This window comes from Paraburkholderia ferrariae NBRC 106233, assembly GCF_000685035.1.
In the GTDB taxonomy this organism is placed as follows: Bacteria; Pseudomonadota; Gammaproteobacteria; order Burkholderiales; family Burkholderiaceae; genus Paraburkholderia; species Paraburkholderia ferrariae.
Map to the genome: position 1 here is coordinate 1 of NZ_BAYB01000005.1, position 18,770 is coordinate 18,770.

Sequence of the window (18,770 nt, forward strand, 5' to 3'; positions counted from 1 at the left end):
AGGAGCCGACCGGCGGACGTGGCAAAGGTGCTCCATGACAACAGTCCGCGCGCGCCGCAGCCCCTCAGCAATGCCCAGCCGTTCGAATACACGCCGGACGCGCCCAATGATGACGTTGAGCACATGGCGGGTGGCGATGGCCGCCCTGGAAATAACCAGGCACAAAACAAACAATTTAAGGCGGTAGTGAGGGCAGTCGGTTTAAGTCAGGACCAGGCAAGGCAGCTTCACGATTTCATACAAGATGATGAGCCGTTGAATTATCACGGTTTGCTAGATCGAGCACAGAGTCTATTTGGAGGTCAAGACGAATGAATGAGCGGAACTACATCGGGCAGCGACTCTCAGCTTTGGTAGGGCTTGATTTGAGTGGGGTAAGTTATGCGGCGGACATGCTTACTCTTCAATTTGGTCCAATCAGAGAAGCGCCGTCGCGACGCGGAACTATCAGGCACATTGGCCTTTGGGCGTTGCACGTTCAATGTCATTGGAGGTTTGAGAAGGACGGTCGCGTACTGGCGTCCTATGCCAATTTCGCCATATCAGAGGACAGCATTCGCGAAACGACGCAACGGATGAGCGAATGGATTATATCGAGCGGACCAACGAGGGTTGAAAGTGTTGCTGTCGATGAGCGCGCGGATATGGCGCTTTCGCTGTCTCGAGGCTTTCGCCTTATCGTTGTGCCCGATTGCGTGGAGGGTGATGAAGATTGGCGATTTTTTGCACCTGGCACGAATGGCCCGCATCTTGTGATTGAGGGTGGAAAAATTGAACCTTCATCCCTGTCGTGACCGTGAATCGAAAGCGCGTGCGCCTGGCTGGCGAGCTTGGGTGCTTCGTACAGAAGTACGCACGCAAGGCGCACGCGGGCCACAACTCGAACGACCGCAAATATGACCGGAAGATCGAGAAGACGACAACGAGGTAAAGGACGGCAACCTGCTCTTTGTGCCCGAGCTGGGCCACATTCGCAAGTGTGTGGAGGCCATACCGAAGCAGCGGGAAAAAGGTACCCGACAGGCTCCTGCGGACGCGCAAGAGCCGACCGGCGCGGACGTGGCAAAGGTGCTCCATGACAACAGTCCGCGCGCGCCGCAGAACCTCAGCAATGCCCAACCGTTCGAATACATGCCGGACGCGCCCAATGGTGACGTTGAGCACATGGCTGGCTATGTTTGGAGGCGGTGATGATTGACACCAAGGCAGAAATTACGAAGCGGCTCACCGTACTTATTGGACTGGAGGTCAGTTGGGTTAGCCACGGGGGGGACATGCTCACTATGCAGTTCGGTCCACAACGTCGGTACATGCTCAGGGGCAAAGAGCGCGAGGATGGGGCCTGGGCGCTCCATGTGCAATGTAACTGGCGGATTGAGTGCGCGGGGGATATCGTCGCAACACGTGAGAATCTGCGCAGTTCCGATGAAGAAGCGCACGTTATAACCGCTCGTTTGTACACAATGTTGGTCAAGCATGGCCCTGTCAGGTGCGAAAGTTTATCGGTGTCCAATGCAGGCGAGATGGTCATCTTTTTTTCACGCGGATACAGGCTGGCGGTGGTCCCTGATGGAATTGAGGATGATGAGGACTGGCGTTTTTTCGCCCCTGACATGAATGGCCGAGACCTTGTGATTGAGGGCGGAAAAATTGATCCCTGGTCCCTGTCTTGACGAGCTTCTAAAGCCGTGCGCGGTCGCTACGCGGCCCGGCGTCTTGCTTTTCGCCTTCACCCGGCGCAGTAGCGCCGTCAATGTCATATCACTCAGGACCTTGCTGCGCAGCGACGGAAACACCAACGTCTCGTGTCGTTTCTGTTCCTTCAGCGTCTTGACGATATCAAGCGCCGCCGCCGACTCGGCAGCACGTGCGCTCGAATTGCTTGTGCGGACCGTCGCAGCCAGGAACACCCAACTCTGTATCGGTGGCGCAACTGCATGAGGAGCCGTTCGTCCCGTTTCCGCGCTGTGGGCGTGGCGGCTCTGGCTAACGCATAGCTGAACTGTGTATGCGTAATGGTTTTTTTGGTCGCGCTGGCGGCCGATCGTCTGCAACGAGGGCCTCTATAGGCATCTGACTGTAAGATACCTCGGTGATCGACCACGCGACATCCAGAAGCGCAACTGGCCGCGCGGTTCTTCCCCAGCGGACCGTCGGCCAGCTACTGGTTGCCGGTGAGCCGGCACTCGCGCGAGTTTGATCGTCTTGCCACTGGATGCTTCGAGGGCCGCCATCGTTGGTCACGAGGTACCGTTCGAGCCTGTCCTGGGTAATCGGGGCAGTCAGCCGGTCGTTGTCGCGATCGGGGCACGCTTCGTCGTAATCTGCAGGAATCACGTGGTCGCCTTGATGCGATGAATGTCCCGGCAACGCGAGCACTTGCGGCTCGATCGTGCGTTGCTCACTCCGCATGCCCGGAACGTCATAAGAAGATATGAATACTATCGACCTCAATCTGCTTCTCGTGCTGGACGTGTTGCTCACCGAAAACAGTGTGGCGCGCGCGGCGCGCCGCCTCGGTCTCACGCCGTCGGCGCTGAGCCGGTCGCTGGCGCGGTTGCGCGCCAGTACCGGCGACCCGCTGCTGGTACGCGCGGGTCGCGATCTCGTACCGACACCGCTCGCGCTCGAATTGCGTCCGAAGGTGAGGGCGCTCGTCGAGGAAGCGCATTGCGTGCTGGTGCCGTCCACCACGCTCGATCTGCTGTCGCTGGAACGGACCTTCACCATTCGCGCCAACGACGGTTTTCTCGATACCTTTGGCGCCCGCGTGATTCAGCGCATCGGAGAGGCCGCGCCGAACGTGAAGCTGCGTTTCGCGCCGAAGTCGGACAAAAACGTGGCGTGGCTGCGCGACGGCCTGATCGATCTGGATATCGGCGTGGTTGGCAATACCGCGCCGGAGCTGCGAATCCAGGCACTGTTCCAGGATCATTTCATCGGTGTCGTGCGAAAGGATCATCCGCTGGTGCAATGCCCGATCACGCCGGAAAGCTATGCCGCATACCGTCACATCAGCGTCTCGCGGCGCGGCGAACGCGCCGGTCCTATCGACGAAGCGCTGGCGCGTCACGAGATCCAGCGCAATGTGAGTGTCACCGTACCGGGGTTCCTTGCGGCACTCAGTCTTGCCGCCCATTCGGATCTGATCGCGAACGTACCGGCGTTTCAGACCAGACGGTTGCGCGAGGGCATGCACAGCTTCAAGCTGCCCGTCGCGACGCCAAAACTGACGGTATCGCAGATCTGGCATCCTCGTCTGGAGAACGATCTATCGCATCGCTGGCTGCGTTCGTGCCTGCGTTCGGTGTGCTCGAAAGACGAGGTCCTCTGACAAAGGGGGCGCCTCGCAATGCGCGCTGCGAGGGCTGTCAGGCGGTGCATCAGAGTCACGCATATATTGATTCCAGTGCATCTTCCGCTCTGCAACAGGACTGAGTATTCTTGCCTCATGTCGCCGCCGCTATGCGACATCCGGGTCAGTACAACTATGCCCGATCCTATCCGGACCATCGGTCTTCACGGCTTTGCTGAAAGGTAAGCTGTCAGGTCCCCCAACGCCCGCCATCCCGTCTGCGGAGGCGGGCGTGGCCTGTCGCCGCCAGCCCAGCGCGGTCGATACGCATACAGATTCCATGGTCCGGCACGCCGCCTCGTCATCAGCAAATCGGTCAGGAACATTACCTTTGCGTTAAGGAGCCTTTAAAATGACTCAATTAACCTTGCCTTCCCCCTCGCCGGATAATATTTGCCCACTGAGTCCACGTGAACGGGAAGTCATGCGCTGGGCCGCTGAAGGAAAGACCTCATATGAAATTGGAATTATTCTGGGTCTCGCAGAGCGAACCATTAATTTCCATGTCGCGAAAGCCATTGAAAAATTGAATGCGTCGAACAAAACGCACGCTGCGGTAAAGGCCGTTTTGTTGGGCCTGGTGGCTTTTGCCTGAAAATGCATACGGCACGGCTGCCAGGCCGTGCCGTGCCCGCCACCTTGACTATTCGCGGATCTTCATCAGGCGCCCTGAAACTTTGCCACTTGCCGTTTGAACGAATCGGGCACCGGCATCGTGGCGTTCTCCGCGTAATCGAACATGACGTGGGTTGAAAACGCCTTTGCGACCACGCTTTGCGCGTCGTCCGCCTTCACCATCAGGTGTTCCAGGTCAAAACTCTTTGATCCGAAGCGCGTCACGCTACTGCGCACCGTGATGCGGTCGCCGTACTGCGCCGGCTGCACGTATTCGCATGCCGTCTTCACCATGATGTGCGGCAGCTTCTCCGACAGCGGCAGATCCAGTAGCCGGTGCATGAACGTCAGGTAGGCATGCTGCAGATAATCATAATAAACCGCACTGCTCACGTGTCCGGCTGAATCGGTATCCCGATATTTCACTTCGATCGGCGTTTCAAAATATCCTTTCTGCATAATATTCCTCCGGAAATATTGACGGCTGGCACCTGATCTCAGGGCAATCCCAGTTAACCGCAACGATAAGGCCGTGAATAGCGGCAAAAATATCAGCCGCGCCGCCCCGGTCAAAATAGCCGGTATTTTTATCAGTTTCTGCTGTGAATTCGTTCTGTTTCAATGCTTCAAACCCGATTTTGAATCCGGATTTAAAAATCCATTTACAACGGGTTTGCAACGGCAATCAACTGGAGCGATCAATGGAAGTGAGCGTGCAATGGCGAACCCCGGCTCGCCGCAAAAGCGTGATGCCCATCGTGACCGCCGCGCAATTGCGCGCCGCGCTGCCTTGCACTACCCACGTCTCGCAACTGGTGCACCAGACCCAGGCTTCGTTGTCGCGGATTCTGCGCGGCCAGCAGGACCGGCTGGCGGTGATCGTCGGTCCCTGCTCGATTCATGAGCGCGAGTCCGCGCTCGACTTCGCGCGGCGGCTCGCCGCGCTGCGCATCCGCTATGCCGATACGCTGGAAATCGTCATGCGGGTCTATTTCGAAAAGCCGCGTACGACGCTTGGCTGGAAAGGCTGGATCAACGACCCCGACCTCGACGGCACGTTTCGCGTCGAAGAAGGCTTGCGCGGCGCGCGGCGTCTGCTGCTCGACATCGGTGAAGCGGGGCTGCCGGCGGCGACCGAGTTTCTCGATCTGATGACCGTGGCTTACCTGGAGGATCTGGTCGCGTGGGGCGCGATTGGAGCGCGCACAACGGAGTCGCAGATACATCGACAGATCGCTTCGGGGCTCGCTGCGCCGATAGGCTTCAAGAACGGCACGGACGGCAACGTGCGGGTCGCCATCGACGCGGTGCGCACCGCCCGCGCGCCGCACCATTTTCTGGCGCCGTCCGATACCGGTCCGCTGGAAGTTCACGAAACATTTGGCAATCCTGATGGACACGTGGTGCTGCGCGGCGGCAAGGCGACCAACTACGACTCGCACAGCGTCGACGACGCCTGCCGCCAGTTGCGCGAGGCGGGCTTGCCGCCGTGTGTCGTCGTCGATGCGAGTCACGGTAACAGCGGCAAACAGGCCAGAGGGCAGATACTTGCGTGCGAGGACATCGGGCGGCAGATTCGCAACGGGCGGCGGGAGATTGCCGGCGTGATGCTCGAATCGCATCTCGTGGAGGGGCGTCAGGATGTACAGACGGGCCGCTCGCTGATCTATGGACAAAGCATTACCGACGCATGCCTCGGCTGGACCGACACCGTCGATCTGATTGATTACCTCGCGGCCTGCGTCACCACGCGCCGGCAGCGGGACAACGCAACCGTTCACACGACCGTTTCCGCGCTCGACGCCGCGTTGCGCGGGGTACCCGCCTCGAGCATGCCGCATGCGCAGGCCGCCGCGCGGCAATCCGCGCTCTCCTGATCCTTGCGGGATCAGCCGCGATCTTTTCATGTCACCGGACGTCGCTGCCGCGACGTCGCATTTTTCAGCCGCCGCCGCAACACCGTCAACTCACAGGAGTCTGTCTTGAATGCACCTCACGATATCGCCCGCACGCTCGACTGGAAAGGCGAGGGGGCCAGCAGGACGCCGTTCGAGGCGTACACCAGCGAAGCGCTCTACCAGCGCGAACTGGAACGGCTCTTCTACGCCGGCCACTGGTGCTACATCGGCCTCGAGGCCGAAATTCCGGCACCCGGAGATTTTCAACGCACGGAGGTGGGCGAGCGTTCGGTCGTGATGACTCGCACCCACGAAGGCGAAGTCGCCGTGTTCGAAAACGCCTGCGCCCATCGCGGCATGCAGTTCTGCCGCGAGCGTTCGGGTAACGCGCAGGATTTTCACTGCCCCTATCATCAATGGAACTACGACCTCAAGGGCAACCTGATCGGCGTGCCGTTCCGGCGGGGCGTGCGCCAGGACGGCCGCATCAACGGCGGCATGCCGGCCGATTTCGATCCGAAGGATCACGGCTTGCGCCGCTTGCGCGTATCGACGCGCGGCGGCGTGGTGTTCGCTTCGTTCGATCACGGCGTGGAATCGTTCGAGGACTTCCTCGGGCCCGACATCCTGGCCTATTACGACCGCCTCTTCCACGGACCGAAGCTCACGGTGCTCGGCTATACGCGGCAACGTGTGCCGAGCAACTGGAAGCTGATGGTGGAGAACATCAAGGACCCGTACCACGCCGGATTGCTGCACACCTGGTTCGTCAACTTCGGCTTGTGGCGCGCGGACAATCCGGCGCAACTGGTGACCGACGCACATCACCGGCATGGCGCGATGATCTCGATCCGTAGCGGTGGAGGGGGCGGCGAAGTCACGCAGAACGTGACGAGCTTCAAGGAGCGCATGACGCTCAACGACGATCGCTTCCTCGATGTCGTGCACGAACCCTGGTGGGGCGATCCGACCGTGGTGATGCTTACCTTGATGCCGAGCGTGATCATCCAGCAGCAGGTCAATGCATTGTCGACGCGGCGTATCCGCCCGGTCAGCCCCGGCGTGTTCGACTACGTGTGGACCCATTTCGGCTTCGAAACCGATACGCAGGAGATGACCCGCCGCCGCCTGCGCCAGGCCAATCTGTTCGGCCCCGCCGGCTTCGTATCGGCCGACGACGGCGAAGTGATCGAGTGCGTGCAGCAGAGCTTCGAACAGGTCCAGCGCGGGAACGTATACAACGAACTCGGCGGCCGCGAGGTAGACGACCGCACCGATCATATGGTCAGCGAAACACTGGTGCGCGGTATGTATCAGTACTGGCGCCAGGTAATGGAGGCATGACATGTCGACCGTACTGAATACCGTATCCGCTTCTTCTGCCGAGGCTTCGCGCCGTTCGAACCGAGCCGCTGCGCATGGCCCGCGCGCGTTCGCCGACGTGAGCTTTGCCGACTTCCATGCGCTGGTCGACCTGAATGCGCGCTACGCATCGGTGCTCGATTCCGGAGACTGGGACGCGTGGCCCGAGTTTTTCGTCGACGAGTGCGTGTATCAGATCCTGCCGCGCGAGAATCACGAACGCGGACTGCCGCTCGCCGCCTTGTGGTTCGAAAGCAAGGGCATGCTGAAGGACCGCGTATACGGCATCAAGGAAACGCTGTTCTTCGACCCGTATTATCAGCGTCATCTGATCGGCATGCCGCTGATCCTGTCGCTCGACGACGAGATCATCGAAGCCGAGACGAACTACGCGGTGTTGCGGACCAAGACCGAGCAGATCGGCGACATCTACAATACCGGCCGCTATCTGGACCGCATCAGACGCACGCCGCAGGGCTTGCGCTTCGAGTCGCGCATCTGCGTATACGACAGCGAGATGATCCCGAATTCGATCATCTATCCGATCTAAGCAGGGGGATGCGATGACAACGGAATGGCAATTCGCACTCGATGCCGCAACGCTGCGCGAGCAGACCCTGGCAGGCGTGGTGATCGACGGTCGCGACGTGGCGCTTTACGCGGTCGACGACGAGATCTTCGCGACCCACAATCAGTGCACCCATGGCAATGCGCGTCTGAGTGACGGCTTTCTGCTCGGCGACGAGATCGAATGTCCGCTGCACCAGGGACGCTTCAGCGTGCGCGACGGCGCGGCCTTGTGCGCGCCGCTGCAGCACTGCGTGCAGACCTATCCCGTGAAGATCGAAGCGGGGCGTGTCTATGTTTCGTTCGACGAGGCGCCGGTCGCGGCAGGCGTCGCGGCCGGACCTGCAACGCTGACGAGGGAGTGACGATGGCTGCTTATGTACTGGTGGATGTGGAAGTATTCGACGCCGAAGCCTTTGCGAAATACCGCAAGCTTGGTGTGCCGACCATCGCCGCGCATGGCGGTCGCGTGCTGGCCCGCAGCGACGAGGTCGTCGTGCTGGAAGGCGAGTGGTCGCCCAGCCGGATGGTGGTGCTCGAGTTCGACGATCTGGAGGCGGCGCGGCGCTGGCATGGGTCCGCCGAATACCAGGCCGCGCGGCGTCTGCGCATCGACGCGGCGGACACCCGCAGCATCGCGCTTGCCAGCTTGGCCACATAGCTCGAAAGGCGGCCGGCGGCTGTGGAGCCGGCGCCGCCTGCTCTCTGACGTGCGGGCCGCGTCCGGTTTCGGGTTTTGCCCGACGCGTGCCCGCCATTCGAAGGAAACCCTCATGGCCTGTTTCATTGTTTTCGATATCGACGTTCACGATCCCGCCGGCTACGAGGAATATCGCCGGCTCGGTGCGCCTACGGTCGCCGACTACGGCGGGCGCTTCGTCGTGCGCGGCGGCGTGGCGGAAAACCTCGAAGGCAACTGGTCGCCCAGCCGCGTCGTCGTGCTCGAGTTCGACTCGGCAGAGCGGGCGCGCGCATGGTACGCCTCGACCGAATATCAGACTGCAAAGGCCGTGCGCGATCGGACCGCGCATAGCATCGGCATCATCGTTCAGGGTATCTAACCATGAACGTACCGGAGAAATATCGATGACCCCGAACACAATCGGTGCGCGCGTGGCGATCGTCGGCGCGGGAATCGGCGGGTGCGCACTCGGTGCGATGTTGCAGCGCGCCGGCGCCGACGTGACGCTGTACGAACAGGCCCCGGCGTTCGCACGGATAGGCGCAGGAATCCATCTGAGTCCCAATCTGATGCGCGTACTGCGGCTGCTCGACGTGCACCGGCATGTGCTGGTCGCGGGCCAGGAACCGGCGGCCTTCGTCAACCGGGACGGGATCGACGGCGCCCTGCTGTATCGCCTGGAACTCGGCGATGCGGCGAACCGCCGGTTCGGCGCTACCTTCGTCACGCTCAAGCGCGCCGATTTGCATGCGGCGCTGTTGTCGGCGCTGGCGCCCGGTTCGATCAGCTGGAACCGCCGGCTCGCCGGCCTGGACTGGCGCGGCGAGCGGGTCGCGCTGCGTTTCGAAGACGGCAGCGAGGCGCAGGCCGACGTGGTGATCGGCGCGGACGGACTGCGCTCGCGCACCCGCGAAGCATTGCGCGGTTTCGAAAAGCCGGTGTATTCCGGGCAAGTGGCGTTTCGCGGCTCGTATCCCCGCGCGTTGCTCGGATCGCTGGCGCCTGACGATCTCACGAAATGGTGGACCGACCGGCGGTTCGTGCTTTCCTATTGGCTGGACCGCGCGCGCCGGGATTTTTACTTCGCCGCCATGACGCCGCAAGCCGAATGGCCGACCGACGCGTCGTCGATGCCGGCCGACGTGGACGAAATGCGCCAGCTGTTCAGGACGTTTCATCCGGACGTGCGTCATATGCTGGCCTGCGCACCGGCTCGGGCCGTCACGAAATGGGCGCTGTACGAGCGCTCGCCGCAATTCGAGTTCGGCAACGAGCGGCTCGCGCTGATCGGCGATGCGTGTCATCCGATGCGGCCGTTCATGTCGCAAGGTGCGGCGATGGCGCTGGAGGATGCGACCGTTCTGATGCGCGCGCTCGCTGGCGCAGGCGATTTCGCAAGCGCCTTTGCGGTCTACGCGAAGCAGCGCACCGAACGCTTGACCGAGGTGCACCGGGTCTCGTCGGCGAACACGTTCATGCGCGGGCCGACCGAACCCGACTGGGTGTTCGGTTACGATCCACTCAGCGCCGCTGCGTCGGCTGAACTGCCGGCGCTCTCGCCGGACGCATGGCGCCGCCGGGCCCGCGTGTCCGGACTGCACCCGATGAGCGCCGTGGCGGCCTGAAAGCGGAGCCCGGCCGTGAGGTTCTGTAGCCGGATCAGCGCCATCGGCAGGGCAGGGCCGCCGCTTCGCGTTCATGCGCGATTAGCCGCGTGCCCGATGCAGCGTCCCCGCCGCGCGGACCTTCAGCACAATCGTGACGACGATACCGAGCGCGGCGGCGGCGGCTCCGGCTGCGAACGCCGCGTGATAGCCGAAGCTCGGCACCAGCAGGCCGGCAAGCGGCCCCGTCGCACCGTAAGCCACGTCCTGAAACGCGGTGAAGCCGCCGAGCGCCGTCCCACGGCTTTGCGGCGGCACATGCTTGAGGGTCGCCGCGCCGAGTGCCGGATACACGAGCGAGCACCCGAGCCCGCTGATTGCAGCGCCGGCCAGCGCCGCAGCCGGCCCGGCCGCGTGCCACAGCAATAGCTGGCCGGCCAGCTCGACGCCGAGCGCACCCAGCGCGATCGTGTAGCCATCCATGTGGTCCGGCAGTCCGGCGAACAGCACGCGCATCAATACGAACGCCGCGCCGAAACCGCTCAACGCAAAGCCCGCATCGGGCCAGCCGTGGGCGGCGAAATGCAGGGTCACGAAGGTGCCGATCGCGGCAAAGCCGACCCCTTGCAAGGCCAGCGCACAACCGGGCCACGCGATGATGCGCAGCACCTGCGTCAGCGTTGCGCGCCGGCCGCCGTGCGGCGCGACAGGCCCAAGTCGCAGCGCGAGCGCCACCGCCGGGATCGGCAGCGCGATCGTGACGCCGGCCACGAGACCGAAGCCGCCCACCCTCGCGAGCAGCATGCCGCATGGCGCGCCGATCGCCAGCGCGCCATACAGGGCCATGCCGGTCCATGCGAGCACCCGGCCAGCGTTCGGCGCGCCTACCGTGCCGATCCCCCAGGCAAGCGCGCCGGTCACGAGTTGGCTTTCACCCAAACCTGACAGAATGCGCCCGCCCAACAGCAAGCCGAGCTGCGCGCCCGCAGACAGCGGCAGCAGCACGCTGGCCGCGTACAGGCCGCCGGCCAGCGTGCAGGACAGCAATCCCTGCAAGACCGTGCGGCGCGCGCCGCGCTGATCCGCGCGCCGCCCTGCCATGCCGCGCGTCAGCACCGTGGCGACGAACTGCATGCCGATCACCACACCGACGATCACCGGCCCGAAATGCAGACGTTGATGGACGTGCAGCGCGAGCACCGGCAGCAGCATGCCGAAGGTCAGCGCGCCGGTGAAGACGCACAGGGCGATTAGCCGCGCGGTGCGCAATGCCGTGTCCGGGCCGGCCAGCGAGGTCGATGAAGGTGCGTTCATGTGCGTCCCGTGTAGAGGAGTAGCGAGGGCATGGTGTGGTTCAACTGCGCCGATAGCGAATCATCCAGACGGTGGCGAGCGTGGCGCCGAACAGCAGCAGACAGGCGAACGAAAAGTCGTTGAGCGCCAGCATATGGGCCTGGATATCGACGCTGCGGTTCACCGATTCGAGCGCCGCCTGCGCCGACATGCCACGGCGTTCGAGGGTGTTCAGCCAATCGGCGGTGGCCGGGTTGAACGGGGTGATGCGATCCACCAGCCAGGTGTTGTGCGCACGGGCGCGGCGCTCGAAATAAGTCGGCGCAACCGAGGTCGCGATACTCGTGCCGAGTCGCCGCAAGGCATTCTGCAGACCGGAGGCGGCCGGCAGGCGCTCGCGCGGCAGCCCCGCGATCGATAGCGATACCAGCGGCGTGATGAAGAACGCCGTCGCCGCGCCCATCAGCAACGAGTTCGCGGCGATGTCGCCGAGCGTGACGTCGGTATTGAAGCCCGCCCGCCAGAACGACGCCGTGCCCCAGCCGAGCAGCGCGACGGTCGCGAGCTTGCGCGGGTCCACCTTCCCCTGGATGCGTCCGATCAGCGGCGCGATGACGATGCCCGCGAGGCCGAGCGGGGCGGTGGCCACCCCCGCCCAGGTGGCGGTGTAACCCTGCTGGGTTTGCAGCCACAGCGGCACCAGCACAAGCGCGCCGTAGTACACGGCGAAACCCACGGTGACCGCGATCGTTCCCGCCGTGAAATCGCGCCGGGCGAAAAGCCGCAGATCGACGATCGGATGAGCGTCCGTCAGCTCCCACAGGATCAGCGCCACGAACGCAACGGCCGCGATCACGGCCAGCACGCGGATCGGCGTGGCGCTGAACCAGTCGAGGTTCTGGCCGCGGTCGAGCAGCAATTGCAGGGAGCCGAACGTGGCGGCAAGCAGTACCAGCCCGACCACGTCGACGGGGAGCCGCCGGGTGGGGTTGTCGCGGCCGCGCAGAAACCGGCCGAGGATCAGCATTACGATCACGCCGGTCGGCGCGTTCACGTAGAAGATGCATGGCCAGCTCAGGTTGTCGGTGATCCAGCCGCCCGCGATCGGCCCCAGTACCGGGGCGACGAAGGTGGTCGTCTGCCAGACCGAGAGCGCGACGTTGCGCCGGGCAGCCGGAAACACCGCAACCAGCAGCGCCTGCGAAAGCGCGGTGATCGGTCCCGAGACGGCGCCCTGCACGGCGCGGAAAATCAGCAGCGACTCGAAGTTGGGCGCGAGGCCGCACAGTATCGACGTGAGCACGAAGAGGGCGACCGAAACGCGAAACAGGCGCACCTGGCCGAAGCGCTGGGCGAGCCAGCCGGTCAGCGGCAGCGTGATGGCGAGCGGCGTGGCGAACGAGGTCAGCATCCACGTGCCCATGTCGGGCGCCACGCCGAGATCGCCGGCGATCGTCGGCACGGCCACATTGGCGATGGTCAAATCGAGCGTCTGCATGAAATTCGCCACGCTGATGGCGATCGCCACGAAGATCAGCGGCACGCCGCTCATCGGTTCGAGCGGGCGCTTCGGCTCGTCGGGGGCGGCCGGTCCTGCGGGCGCGCGCCGGTGGGTCCAGCGGGACAGGAGCGTCATCGTCAGGCTCCCGGCGCAGGCACGGCGACCGGCGAGCCGGCGCTGTTGGCCTGAATGGTCTGCTCCACCAGGGCGTCGCCGACCCCGTCCTCGTCGTGGAAGATCGTGGTGGTCTCCACCGGATGCGCGTCCGGAGCGGGGGCCGGACGCGGCATTGCAACGGCCGCGCCGCGATGAGCCGCGCTGTCGTCGACGGTGACGCTGGCGTTCATCGACAGTCCCACACGCAACGGATGGGCGCGCAGTTCGTCGGGGTCCAGCGCGATCCGCACGGGCACGCGCTGCACCACCTTGATCCAGTTGCCCGTGGCGTTCTGCGCCGGCACGGCGGCGAAGGCCGCGCCCGTTCCCGCCTCGAAGCCGACGACGCGGCCGTGATAGACCACGTCGTCGCCGTACAGGTCGGCGCGCAGTTCGACCGGCTGCCCGGCGCGCATGTGCCGTAGTTGGGACTCCTTGAAGTTGGCTTCCACCCAGACCCGGTCGAGCGGCACCATCGACATCACAGGCGTGCCGGGATTGACGTGCTGGCCGACCTGCACGATGCGGCGCGTCACGAGGCCGTCGAGCGGGGCGCGGATTTCCGTGCGATGCAATGCGAGCGCCGCGCTGCGCACCTGCGCGGCGGCGGCCAGCACGAGCGGGTTGGCCGCCAGGGTCGTGCCGTCGATGCGCGATACGCTCGCGGTATACGCGGCGCGCTGCGCGTCGAGCTGGGCCAGTGCGCCGCGCGCCGCGTCGCGTGCGTGGCGGACATCCTCGAGCGCCACGCCGCCGTCTCCCGCGAGACTCAGGCGTCGTTGCAGGTCGTCGGCTGCGCGTGCGGCGTCGCTCTCGCGCAGCTGGATCTGCGCGCGCTCGCGTTCGGCGTCCGCATGCGCGGCGCGGTACTCCCGGACCGCGTGCGCAAGCTGTTCGGTGGCGGCGTCGAGCGCGAGGCGCGCGTCGGTGCGGTCCAGTTGCAGCAGTGGCGTGCCCGCGCGTACCCAGTCCGTGTCGCGCACCATCACCGTGACGGCGGTGCCGGCGATCTGCGGCGAGATCTGCACGACGTCGCCGTCGACGTAGGCATCGTCGGTGGTCTCGACACCCCGGCCATCGAGCCACCAAAGCGCGGTGCCGGCGATCACGCCCAGCATCAGCACGCCGCCGAACCAGCGGAAGTAGATCCGTCTGCGGCCAGGCGCGCCGGACTCCGGGGCGCCTCCCGCCGCTGCCGGAGGGGGCGGAGAAGCCGGATGGGATGAGGTGGCGGCCGGCGTATCAGTTTTGTTCATGTGAAGCTCCATCGGTGGCGGGACCGCCCAGCGCCGCAATCAGCTGCACGTGCTCCATGAGCACTGCCGCGGCCGCCTCGGCATGGGCGGCGCGATCATCGTAAAGACGGCCCTGCGCCAGCAGGACATCCAGATAGCCGGAGATGCCGTTGCCGTAGCGTCGCGTTTCGAGTTGATAGCTTTGTTGCGCCCGCTCGAGCGCGGTCCCGGTGAGATCGCGCTGCTGCGCGAGTGAGTCGATTTGCACCAGCGCGTCGCTGACCTGTTGCAGCGCCTCGACCAGCGTGTTGTCGTAATCGTCTACGGCTGCGTTGTAGGCGGCGGTCTGCGCACGCAGCCCGGCGCGCAGCCGGCCGCCCTCGAAGATCGGCAGTGTCAGTGCCGGACCCGCGCCGAGCGAACTGCTGTTGCCGCTCAGCAGCGCGTGGAAGCCGAGACTTTGCAGGCCGGCGAAGGCAAGCAGGTTGATGTCCGGATAGAACGCCGCGCGGGCCGCGTCGATGCCGGCCGACTCGGCTTCGACGCGATAGCGCGCCGCGCGGATGTCGGGACGGCGGCCGACCAGCGCGGCCGGCAGCGTCGCGGGGACGGCGGTGCGCACATCGAGCACGCCGGGGGCGGGCGTCAGCGCGTCGGCATAACCCGGCCCGCGGCCCGCCAGTGCGGCGAGGCGGTGGCGCAGCAATTCGACTTCGCCTTTGCGCCGCGCGACGTCGGCCTGTGCCAGCGGCAGCGGCTCGCTGGCGCGCAGCGCGGCCATGCGCATGTCGAGCCCCGCGCTCACGCGCCGCTCGGTGAGGTGCAGCAAGTCCTCTCGCTGTTCGAGCGTGTCCTGCGAGATTTGCAGCAGGCGGCACGCCAGGGCGAGCTGAAGGTAAGTCGTGACGACGCTGCGCTGAAGCTCGAGCCGAGCCGCTGCCTCCAGGGCCTGCTGCTGATCCGCGCGCAACGTGGCCGAACGGGTCAGGGCTTTGGCCCGACCGGCGAGATCGAGGTCGAACGACGCATAGAGCAGCGCCTGAGCGTCGACCTGCCAGTGCCCCGCAGCCGGCGGCGGCACGGTGTAGCTGGCCGGGAAGCGGGTGGGCGTCGCACTGACGGCGCCGCTCAGTTGTGGCAGCGTATCGGCACGGCGCACATCGGCGAGCGCAAGCGCTTCGGCAACGCGCGCCTGGGCGGTTTTGAGCGACGGCGCGCCGTCGAGCGCGTCCGCCACCAGCCAGTCGAGGGCCGGGTCGCCAAATGCTTGCCACCATTGGGCGCCGATCTCGGGGCCGGCGTGCGCGGCGCGCAGGCGCTGGCCGGCGTCCAGTTCAGCGGTGGTGGTGAGGGTGGCGCGCGGGGCGGACGGCCCGAAGTCCGCGCACCCGGCGATTATCGTCACGCTTTGCAGCAAGGTCGCGGTCGCAACGATGCAGCGGGTTCGCAAGGCCGCCTGGCGTCGTATCTTGCACATGGACTCTCCAGTGGAGCGGTGGTTAAGATTCGGTAACGCTTGTGTCTTACGATATATTTTTAGATATTAATGGGGCTGCTTCAACCGTCAGAAATGGCAGTTGCGCGTATCCGCCGGCCCGCGTAGCGACGCGCGAGCGGCGGCTCGATGCAGAAAGGAGGAGCGGCAGGACCTCGGGGGCCGGGCGGCGGCGTGGCGGGCTGTGATGCGGGCTGTGATCCGCGCTGTGATGGGGGCTCTGATGCAGGCTGTGATGCGCGCCGCGCAGCGATCGACCGCGCTTACGCCGGCGCGATGCGGGCGTGAGCGGCGCTCGCGGGCTGCGACGCAATGGGCCGCGCGAGCGCATCGCACACCGCATCGAGCACGGCTTCGGGGGCGAGGCCGCCGGCCTGAACCACAACGTGAGCGCACGCCTGATACAGCGGAGCGCGCTCGTGATGAAGTTGCCGGAGCGCGCCTAGGGGATCGGCGACTTGCAGCAGCGGACGCGACCGGTCCGAGTGAAGGCGCCGCCAGAGTTCTTCTGGAGCGGCCGACAGATAGACGACGCGGCAGCGGCTGCGCAGCCGCGCGCGCGATTCGGCGCACAGCACCGCGCCGCCGCCGGTCGCGAGCACGAGCGAAGGGCCGCGCGTCAGTTCGTCGATGACAGCCGCTTCGTCGGCGCGGAAGTGCGGCGAGCCGAATAACTCGCTGACCGGTTGTCCCGCACGCCGCTCCATTTCGCGGTCCGAATCGGCGAACGGGCAGCCGAGGCGGCGCGCGAGCGCAGCGCCGAGCGTCGTCTTGCCGGCGCCGGGCATGCCGATAAGCGCAAGCCGGGGCGGGTCGGCGGATGGCCGGGCCGTCGGCTTCGAATGGGGCGCAGCCGCCCGTCCCTGGCTCACAATCGGCTCACAACCGGCTCCACAACGAATGGGGGCGACGCGTCGCCCGCGCAAGGCGGCGGTGTTCCACCGCATTGGCGAGCAGGTCGAGCGTGGGCGCGACATCCGCGCGGCTCGTTTGCGGCGTCGCATTGAATTGATCCAGGCCGCCGATGATCACACCGGCAATGCGGCCGTCGCCGCTTTCCGCGAGCGCGTCGGCTAACGACGCGATTCGGCGAAGCCGGTCCGCCAATCCTCCTTCGGCGGCTGGGCCGAAGTCGACGAGGCATGGGGTGTTCAGCAGCCGGTTCGGTCTGTCGGGCCGATAAAAGTCGCTTCGCACGACAATGCCGCTCACCGGTGCGTCGGCGGGGCGACGCCCGGAGGCGAGGGCGGTGGCCTGCAACAGGGTCCATCGGCTGAAGCTGCGGTATCCGGCAAAAGCGGCGTCGGCCACAGGTCCGTGGCGAGACTCGAGCAATACGCCGGCCGGTAGCCGCAGGCGTCGCAAGCGGCGCAACAGCGCGTCGTGGCGCGGCGCATTGGGCAGCGCCGGAATGGGGGCGCCCGCGAAGCGTGCCGTGCCGTAGCGCTCCATGAGCGGCGTCCCGGCGGCCAGGCCCGCAGTCGAATCGAAGGTAAGAGCAATGGCCGCACCGGTTGTAACGAGAGGCTGAGCGCGCACAAAAATGCGCAATGCCAACTGGTCTTCATAAACCGTACTCAGCCGACGCAGCCAGCGCCCCGCATCGAGTGACAGCCTCCACGGCGGGCTCAGACCGAACAACACGGACAAGCGGTCGTCTTGCGGTGGGCCGGACGTCACGCCTCCGAAGTCGGGAAAGGAGCGGGCGGGCATGGCGTTCAGCGGCTGCCGTGCACATCGGGGCGCACGTCGGGGCCATCTGGCGTCGCGGGCGCGGTGCGCGTCTCCGTCTCCTGAGGCGGTGCGTCCGAGGAAACTTCCTGCGAATCCGCCGACGAGACCTGTGCGGCGTTCGTCGCGCACGGGTAGGAGCCGAGCAGAGCGACCCGCGCGGCGGATTGCCCGATCTGGACGAGCGCCGCTGCGAGGTTCGTGTCGCGGCTGTGGCCGAGGACGTCGATCAGGAAGAGGTAGGTCCACGGACCGTTGTGTTGCGGCCGGGGTTCGAGCCAGAGGATCGACACCCGATGACGCGCGAACGCCTCGAATACGCTGGCCAGCGCGCCGACGGCATTCGGCAGTTCGACCACGATGCTGGTGCGGTCATGTCCGGTCGCCTGCGGTTCAGGGCCGCCGAGCACCACGAAACGGGTGCGGTTGTCCGCCCGGTCCTGAATCGCCCGCGCGGCGACAGCGATGCCGTAGTGCCGCGCCGCTGCCTCGCCGGCGATTGCCGCACAATCCGTCGACCCTGCCACGCGTTGCGCGGCCTGTGCATTGCTTGCCACCGCCTCGCGGCGCACGCCCGGCATGTGCGCGTCGAGCCAAAGGCGGCACTGCGCCAGCGCCTGCGGATGCGCGGCGACACATTCGATGCCGTCCAGCGCGCCGTCTCGCGTCAGCAGGCAGTGCGTGACCGGCAGTACGATCTCGCCCGTGATTCGCGCGTGGGCGTGGACCAGGCAGTCGACAGTCTGGGTGACGGCACCTTCGGTCGAATTCTCGATCGGCACGACCGCGCGCCCGGCGTCGCCGCAAGCCAGCGCGGCGAACACGGAGTCGATCGATTCGCGGGCTACGGCTTGCAGCCCCGTGCCGAAGTAGCGGTGCATGGCTTCTTCGGTATACGTGCCCTGCGGGCCCAGAAAGGCGACGCGATGCGTTTGCTGGAGCGAGCGGCTCACGCGAAAGAGGGTGTGCCAGATTTCGGCGATCTGCTGGTCGCGTACCGGTTCGTGCGGCTGTGCGCAGAGCACGCGGATAATCGCCTCTTCGCGAAACGGCTGATAGACCTGCTGGCCCACACTGCGTTTGAATTGGCCGATTTCGAGCGCGTACTGCGAACGCAGCGCAATGAGTTCGAGCAGACGGCGGTCGATCGCATCGATCTGCGTGCGGCGTTGCTCGATCGCCTCCGGCGCAGCGGGCACGAGCGCCGCTGCGCCGTGCCCGTCGCGCGAATCGTGGGCGTGCGACAGTAAAGGTGCTGCTGCGGACATGGCGGGCG

At 65.4% G+C, this 18,770-nt stretch carries 20 protein-coding genes and 1 pseudogene; 11 read left to right on the forward strand and 10 right to left on the reverse strand.

The annotated features are described in order from the left end of the window. Both BFE01S_RS44020 and BFE01S_RS44025 read left to right on the forward strand, forming a co-directional pair. Positions 1–315 (forward strand): annotated as a pseudogene (locus tag BFE01S_RS44020) (hypothetical protein); the annotation flags it as partial. Continuing rightward, positions 312–794, forward strand: coding sequence for a hypothetical protein (locus BFE01S_RS44025; RefSeq protein ID WP_156966920.1), 483 nt, complete (start codon positions 312–314; stop codon positions 792–794). The pseudogene BFE01S_RS44020 and the gene BFE01S_RS44025, both read left to right, overlap by 4 nt. 744 nt (positions 795–1,538) lie before the next feature. Here BFE01S_RS44025 and BFE01S_RS45680 read toward each other — a convergent pair. Then, positions 1,539–2,054, reverse strand: a complete 516-nt coding sequence (locus BFE01S_RS45680; protein WP_245621038.1) for a hypothetical protein — start codon at positions 2,052–2,054, stop codon at positions 1,539–1,541. A gap of 380 nt (positions 2,055–2,434) precedes the next feature. Between BFE01S_RS45680 and BFE01S_RS05640 the strand changes: the two genes are divergently transcribed. Beyond that, the gene (locus BFE01S_RS05640; RefSeq protein WP_028224633.1) at positions 2,435–3,334 is read left to right on the forward strand and encodes a LysR family transcriptional regulator; all 900 of its coding nucleotides are present in this window, start codon (positions 2,435–2,437) and stop codon (positions 3,332–3,334) included. Positions 3,335–3,707: 373 nt separating this feature from the next. Continuing rightward, positions 3,708–3,950 carry a helix-turn-helix domain-containing protein gene (locus BFE01S_RS42755; protein WP_084169562.1) on the forward strand — a complete coding sequence of 81 codons (243 nt, stop codon included), beginning with the start codon at positions 3,708–3,710 and terminating at the stop codon, positions 3,948–3,950. 65 nt (positions 3,951–4,015) lie between these two features. Here BFE01S_RS42755 and BFE01S_RS05645 read toward each other — a convergent pair whose 3' ends face one another. Both BFE01S_RS05645 and BFE01S_RS44035 read right to left on the reverse strand, forming a co-directional pair. Beyond that, positions 4,016–4,429 carry an acyl-CoA thioesterase gene (locus tag BFE01S_RS05645; protein WP_028224634.1) on the reverse strand — a complete coding sequence of 138 codons (414 nt, stop codon included), beginning with the start codon at positions 4,427–4,429 and terminating at the stop codon, positions 4,016–4,018. Further along, a complete protein-coding gene (locus BFE01S_RS44035; RefSeq protein WP_156966921.1) occupies positions 4,410–4,592 on the reverse strand; it encodes a hypothetical protein in 183 nt (60 codons plus the stop codon). Before BFE01S_RS44035 ends, BFE01S_RS05645 begins: the two co-directional genes overlap by 20 nt. 79 nt (positions 4,593–4,671) lie before the next feature. Here BFE01S_RS44035 and BFE01S_RS37585 point away from each other — a divergent pair, with 79 nt between their 5' ends. The 7 genes from BFE01S_RS37585 (at position 4,672) to BFE01S_RS37595 (ending at position 10,104) form a co-directional block, all read left to right on the forward strand. Continuing rightward, complete coding sequence (locus BFE01S_RS37585; protein ID WP_063834400.1) at positions 4,672–5,847, forward strand: 3-deoxy-7-phosphoheptulonate synthase; 1,176 nt, start codon at positions 4,672–4,674, stop codon at positions 5,845–5,847. A 105-nt stretch (positions 5,848–5,952) separates the two neighbouring features. Beyond that, positions 5,953–7,212, forward strand: a complete 1,260-nt coding sequence (locus BFE01S_RS05655; protein WP_028224635.1) for an SRPBCC family protein — start codon at positions 5,953–5,955, stop codon at positions 7,210–7,212. A gap of 1 nt (position 7,213) precedes the next feature. Next, entirely contained in the window at positions 7,214–7,780 is a 567-nt protein-coding gene (locus tag BFE01S_RS05660) for an aromatic-ring-hydroxylating dioxygenase subunit beta (RefSeq protein ID WP_084169564.1), read from the forward strand. Between the two features lie 13 nt (positions 7,781–7,793). After that, positions 7,794–8,162, forward strand: coding sequence for a non-heme iron oxygenase ferredoxin subunit (locus BFE01S_RS37590; RefSeq protein ID WP_042337260.1), 369 nt, complete (start codon positions 7,794–7,796; stop codon positions 8,160–8,162). Between the two features lie 2 nt (positions 8,163–8,164). After that, a complete protein-coding gene (locus BFE01S_RS05670; protein WP_028224637.1) occupies positions 8,165–8,458 on the forward strand; it encodes a DUF1330 domain-containing protein in 294 nt (97 codons plus the stop codon). A 112-nt stretch (positions 8,459–8,570) separates the two neighbouring features. Next, entirely contained in the window at positions 8,571–8,858 is a 288-nt protein-coding gene (locus BFE01S_RS05675) for a DUF1330 domain-containing protein (protein ID WP_028224638.1), read from the forward strand. A 25-nt stretch (positions 8,859–8,883) separates the two neighbouring features. Continuing rightward, positions 8,884–10,104 (forward strand): FAD-dependent monooxygenase, encoded by a 1,221-nt coding sequence (locus tag BFE01S_RS37595; protein WP_084169566.1) that lies wholly within the window; start codon positions 8,884–8,886, stop codon positions 10,102–10,104. 81 nt (positions 10,105–10,185) lie between these two features. On the opposite strand, the gene BFE01S_RS05685 is transcribed toward BFE01S_RS37595, so the two are convergent. The 7 genes from BFE01S_RS05685 to pheA form a co-directional block, all read right to left on the reverse strand. Next, positions 10,186–11,397, reverse strand: a complete 1,212-nt coding sequence (locus BFE01S_RS05685) for an arabinose transporter (RefSeq protein ID WP_028224639.1) — start codon at positions 11,395–11,397, stop codon at positions 10,186–10,188. Between the two features lie 40 nt (positions 11,398–11,437). Further along, positions 11,438–13,012, reverse strand: a complete 1,575-nt coding sequence (locus tag BFE01S_RS37600; protein ID WP_042337261.1) for a DHA2 family efflux MFS transporter permease subunit — start codon at positions 13,010–13,012, stop codon at positions 11,438–11,440. Between the two features lie 2 nt (positions 13,013–13,014). Continuing rightward, a complete protein-coding gene (locus BFE01S_RS05695) occupies positions 13,015–14,289 on the reverse strand; it encodes an HlyD family secretion protein (protein ID WP_028224640.1) in 1,275 nt (424 codons plus the stop codon). Further along, the gene (locus BFE01S_RS37605) at positions 14,276–15,685 is read right to left on the reverse strand and encodes an efflux transporter outer membrane subunit (RefSeq protein WP_169742600.1); all 1,410 of its coding nucleotides are present in this window, start codon (positions 15,683–15,685) and stop codon (positions 14,276–14,278) included. The genes BFE01S_RS05695 and BFE01S_RS37605 overlap by 14 nt, the downstream gene beginning before the upstream one ends. 341 nt (positions 15,686–16,026) lie before the next feature. Further along, positions 16,027–16,635, reverse strand: coding sequence for a shikimate kinase (locus BFE01S_RS05705; protein WP_245621039.1), 609 nt, complete (start codon positions 16,633–16,635; stop codon positions 16,027–16,029). A gap of 7 nt (positions 16,636–16,642) precedes the next feature. Further along, on the reverse strand, positions 16,643–17,476 hold the full coding sequence (locus BFE01S_RS05710) for a hypothetical protein (protein WP_042337264.1): 834 nt from the start codon (positions 17,474–17,476) through the stop codon (positions 16,643–16,645). Between the two features lie 5 nt (positions 17,477–17,481). Further along, positions 17,482–18,762: a prephenate dehydratase gene (pheA, locus tag BFE01S_RS37610; RefSeq protein ID WP_084169572.1), complete on the reverse strand. Its 1,281-nt coding sequence runs from the start codon at positions 18,760–18,762 to the stop codon at positions 17,482–17,484. Positions 18,763–18,770: the final 8 nt, after the last annotated feature.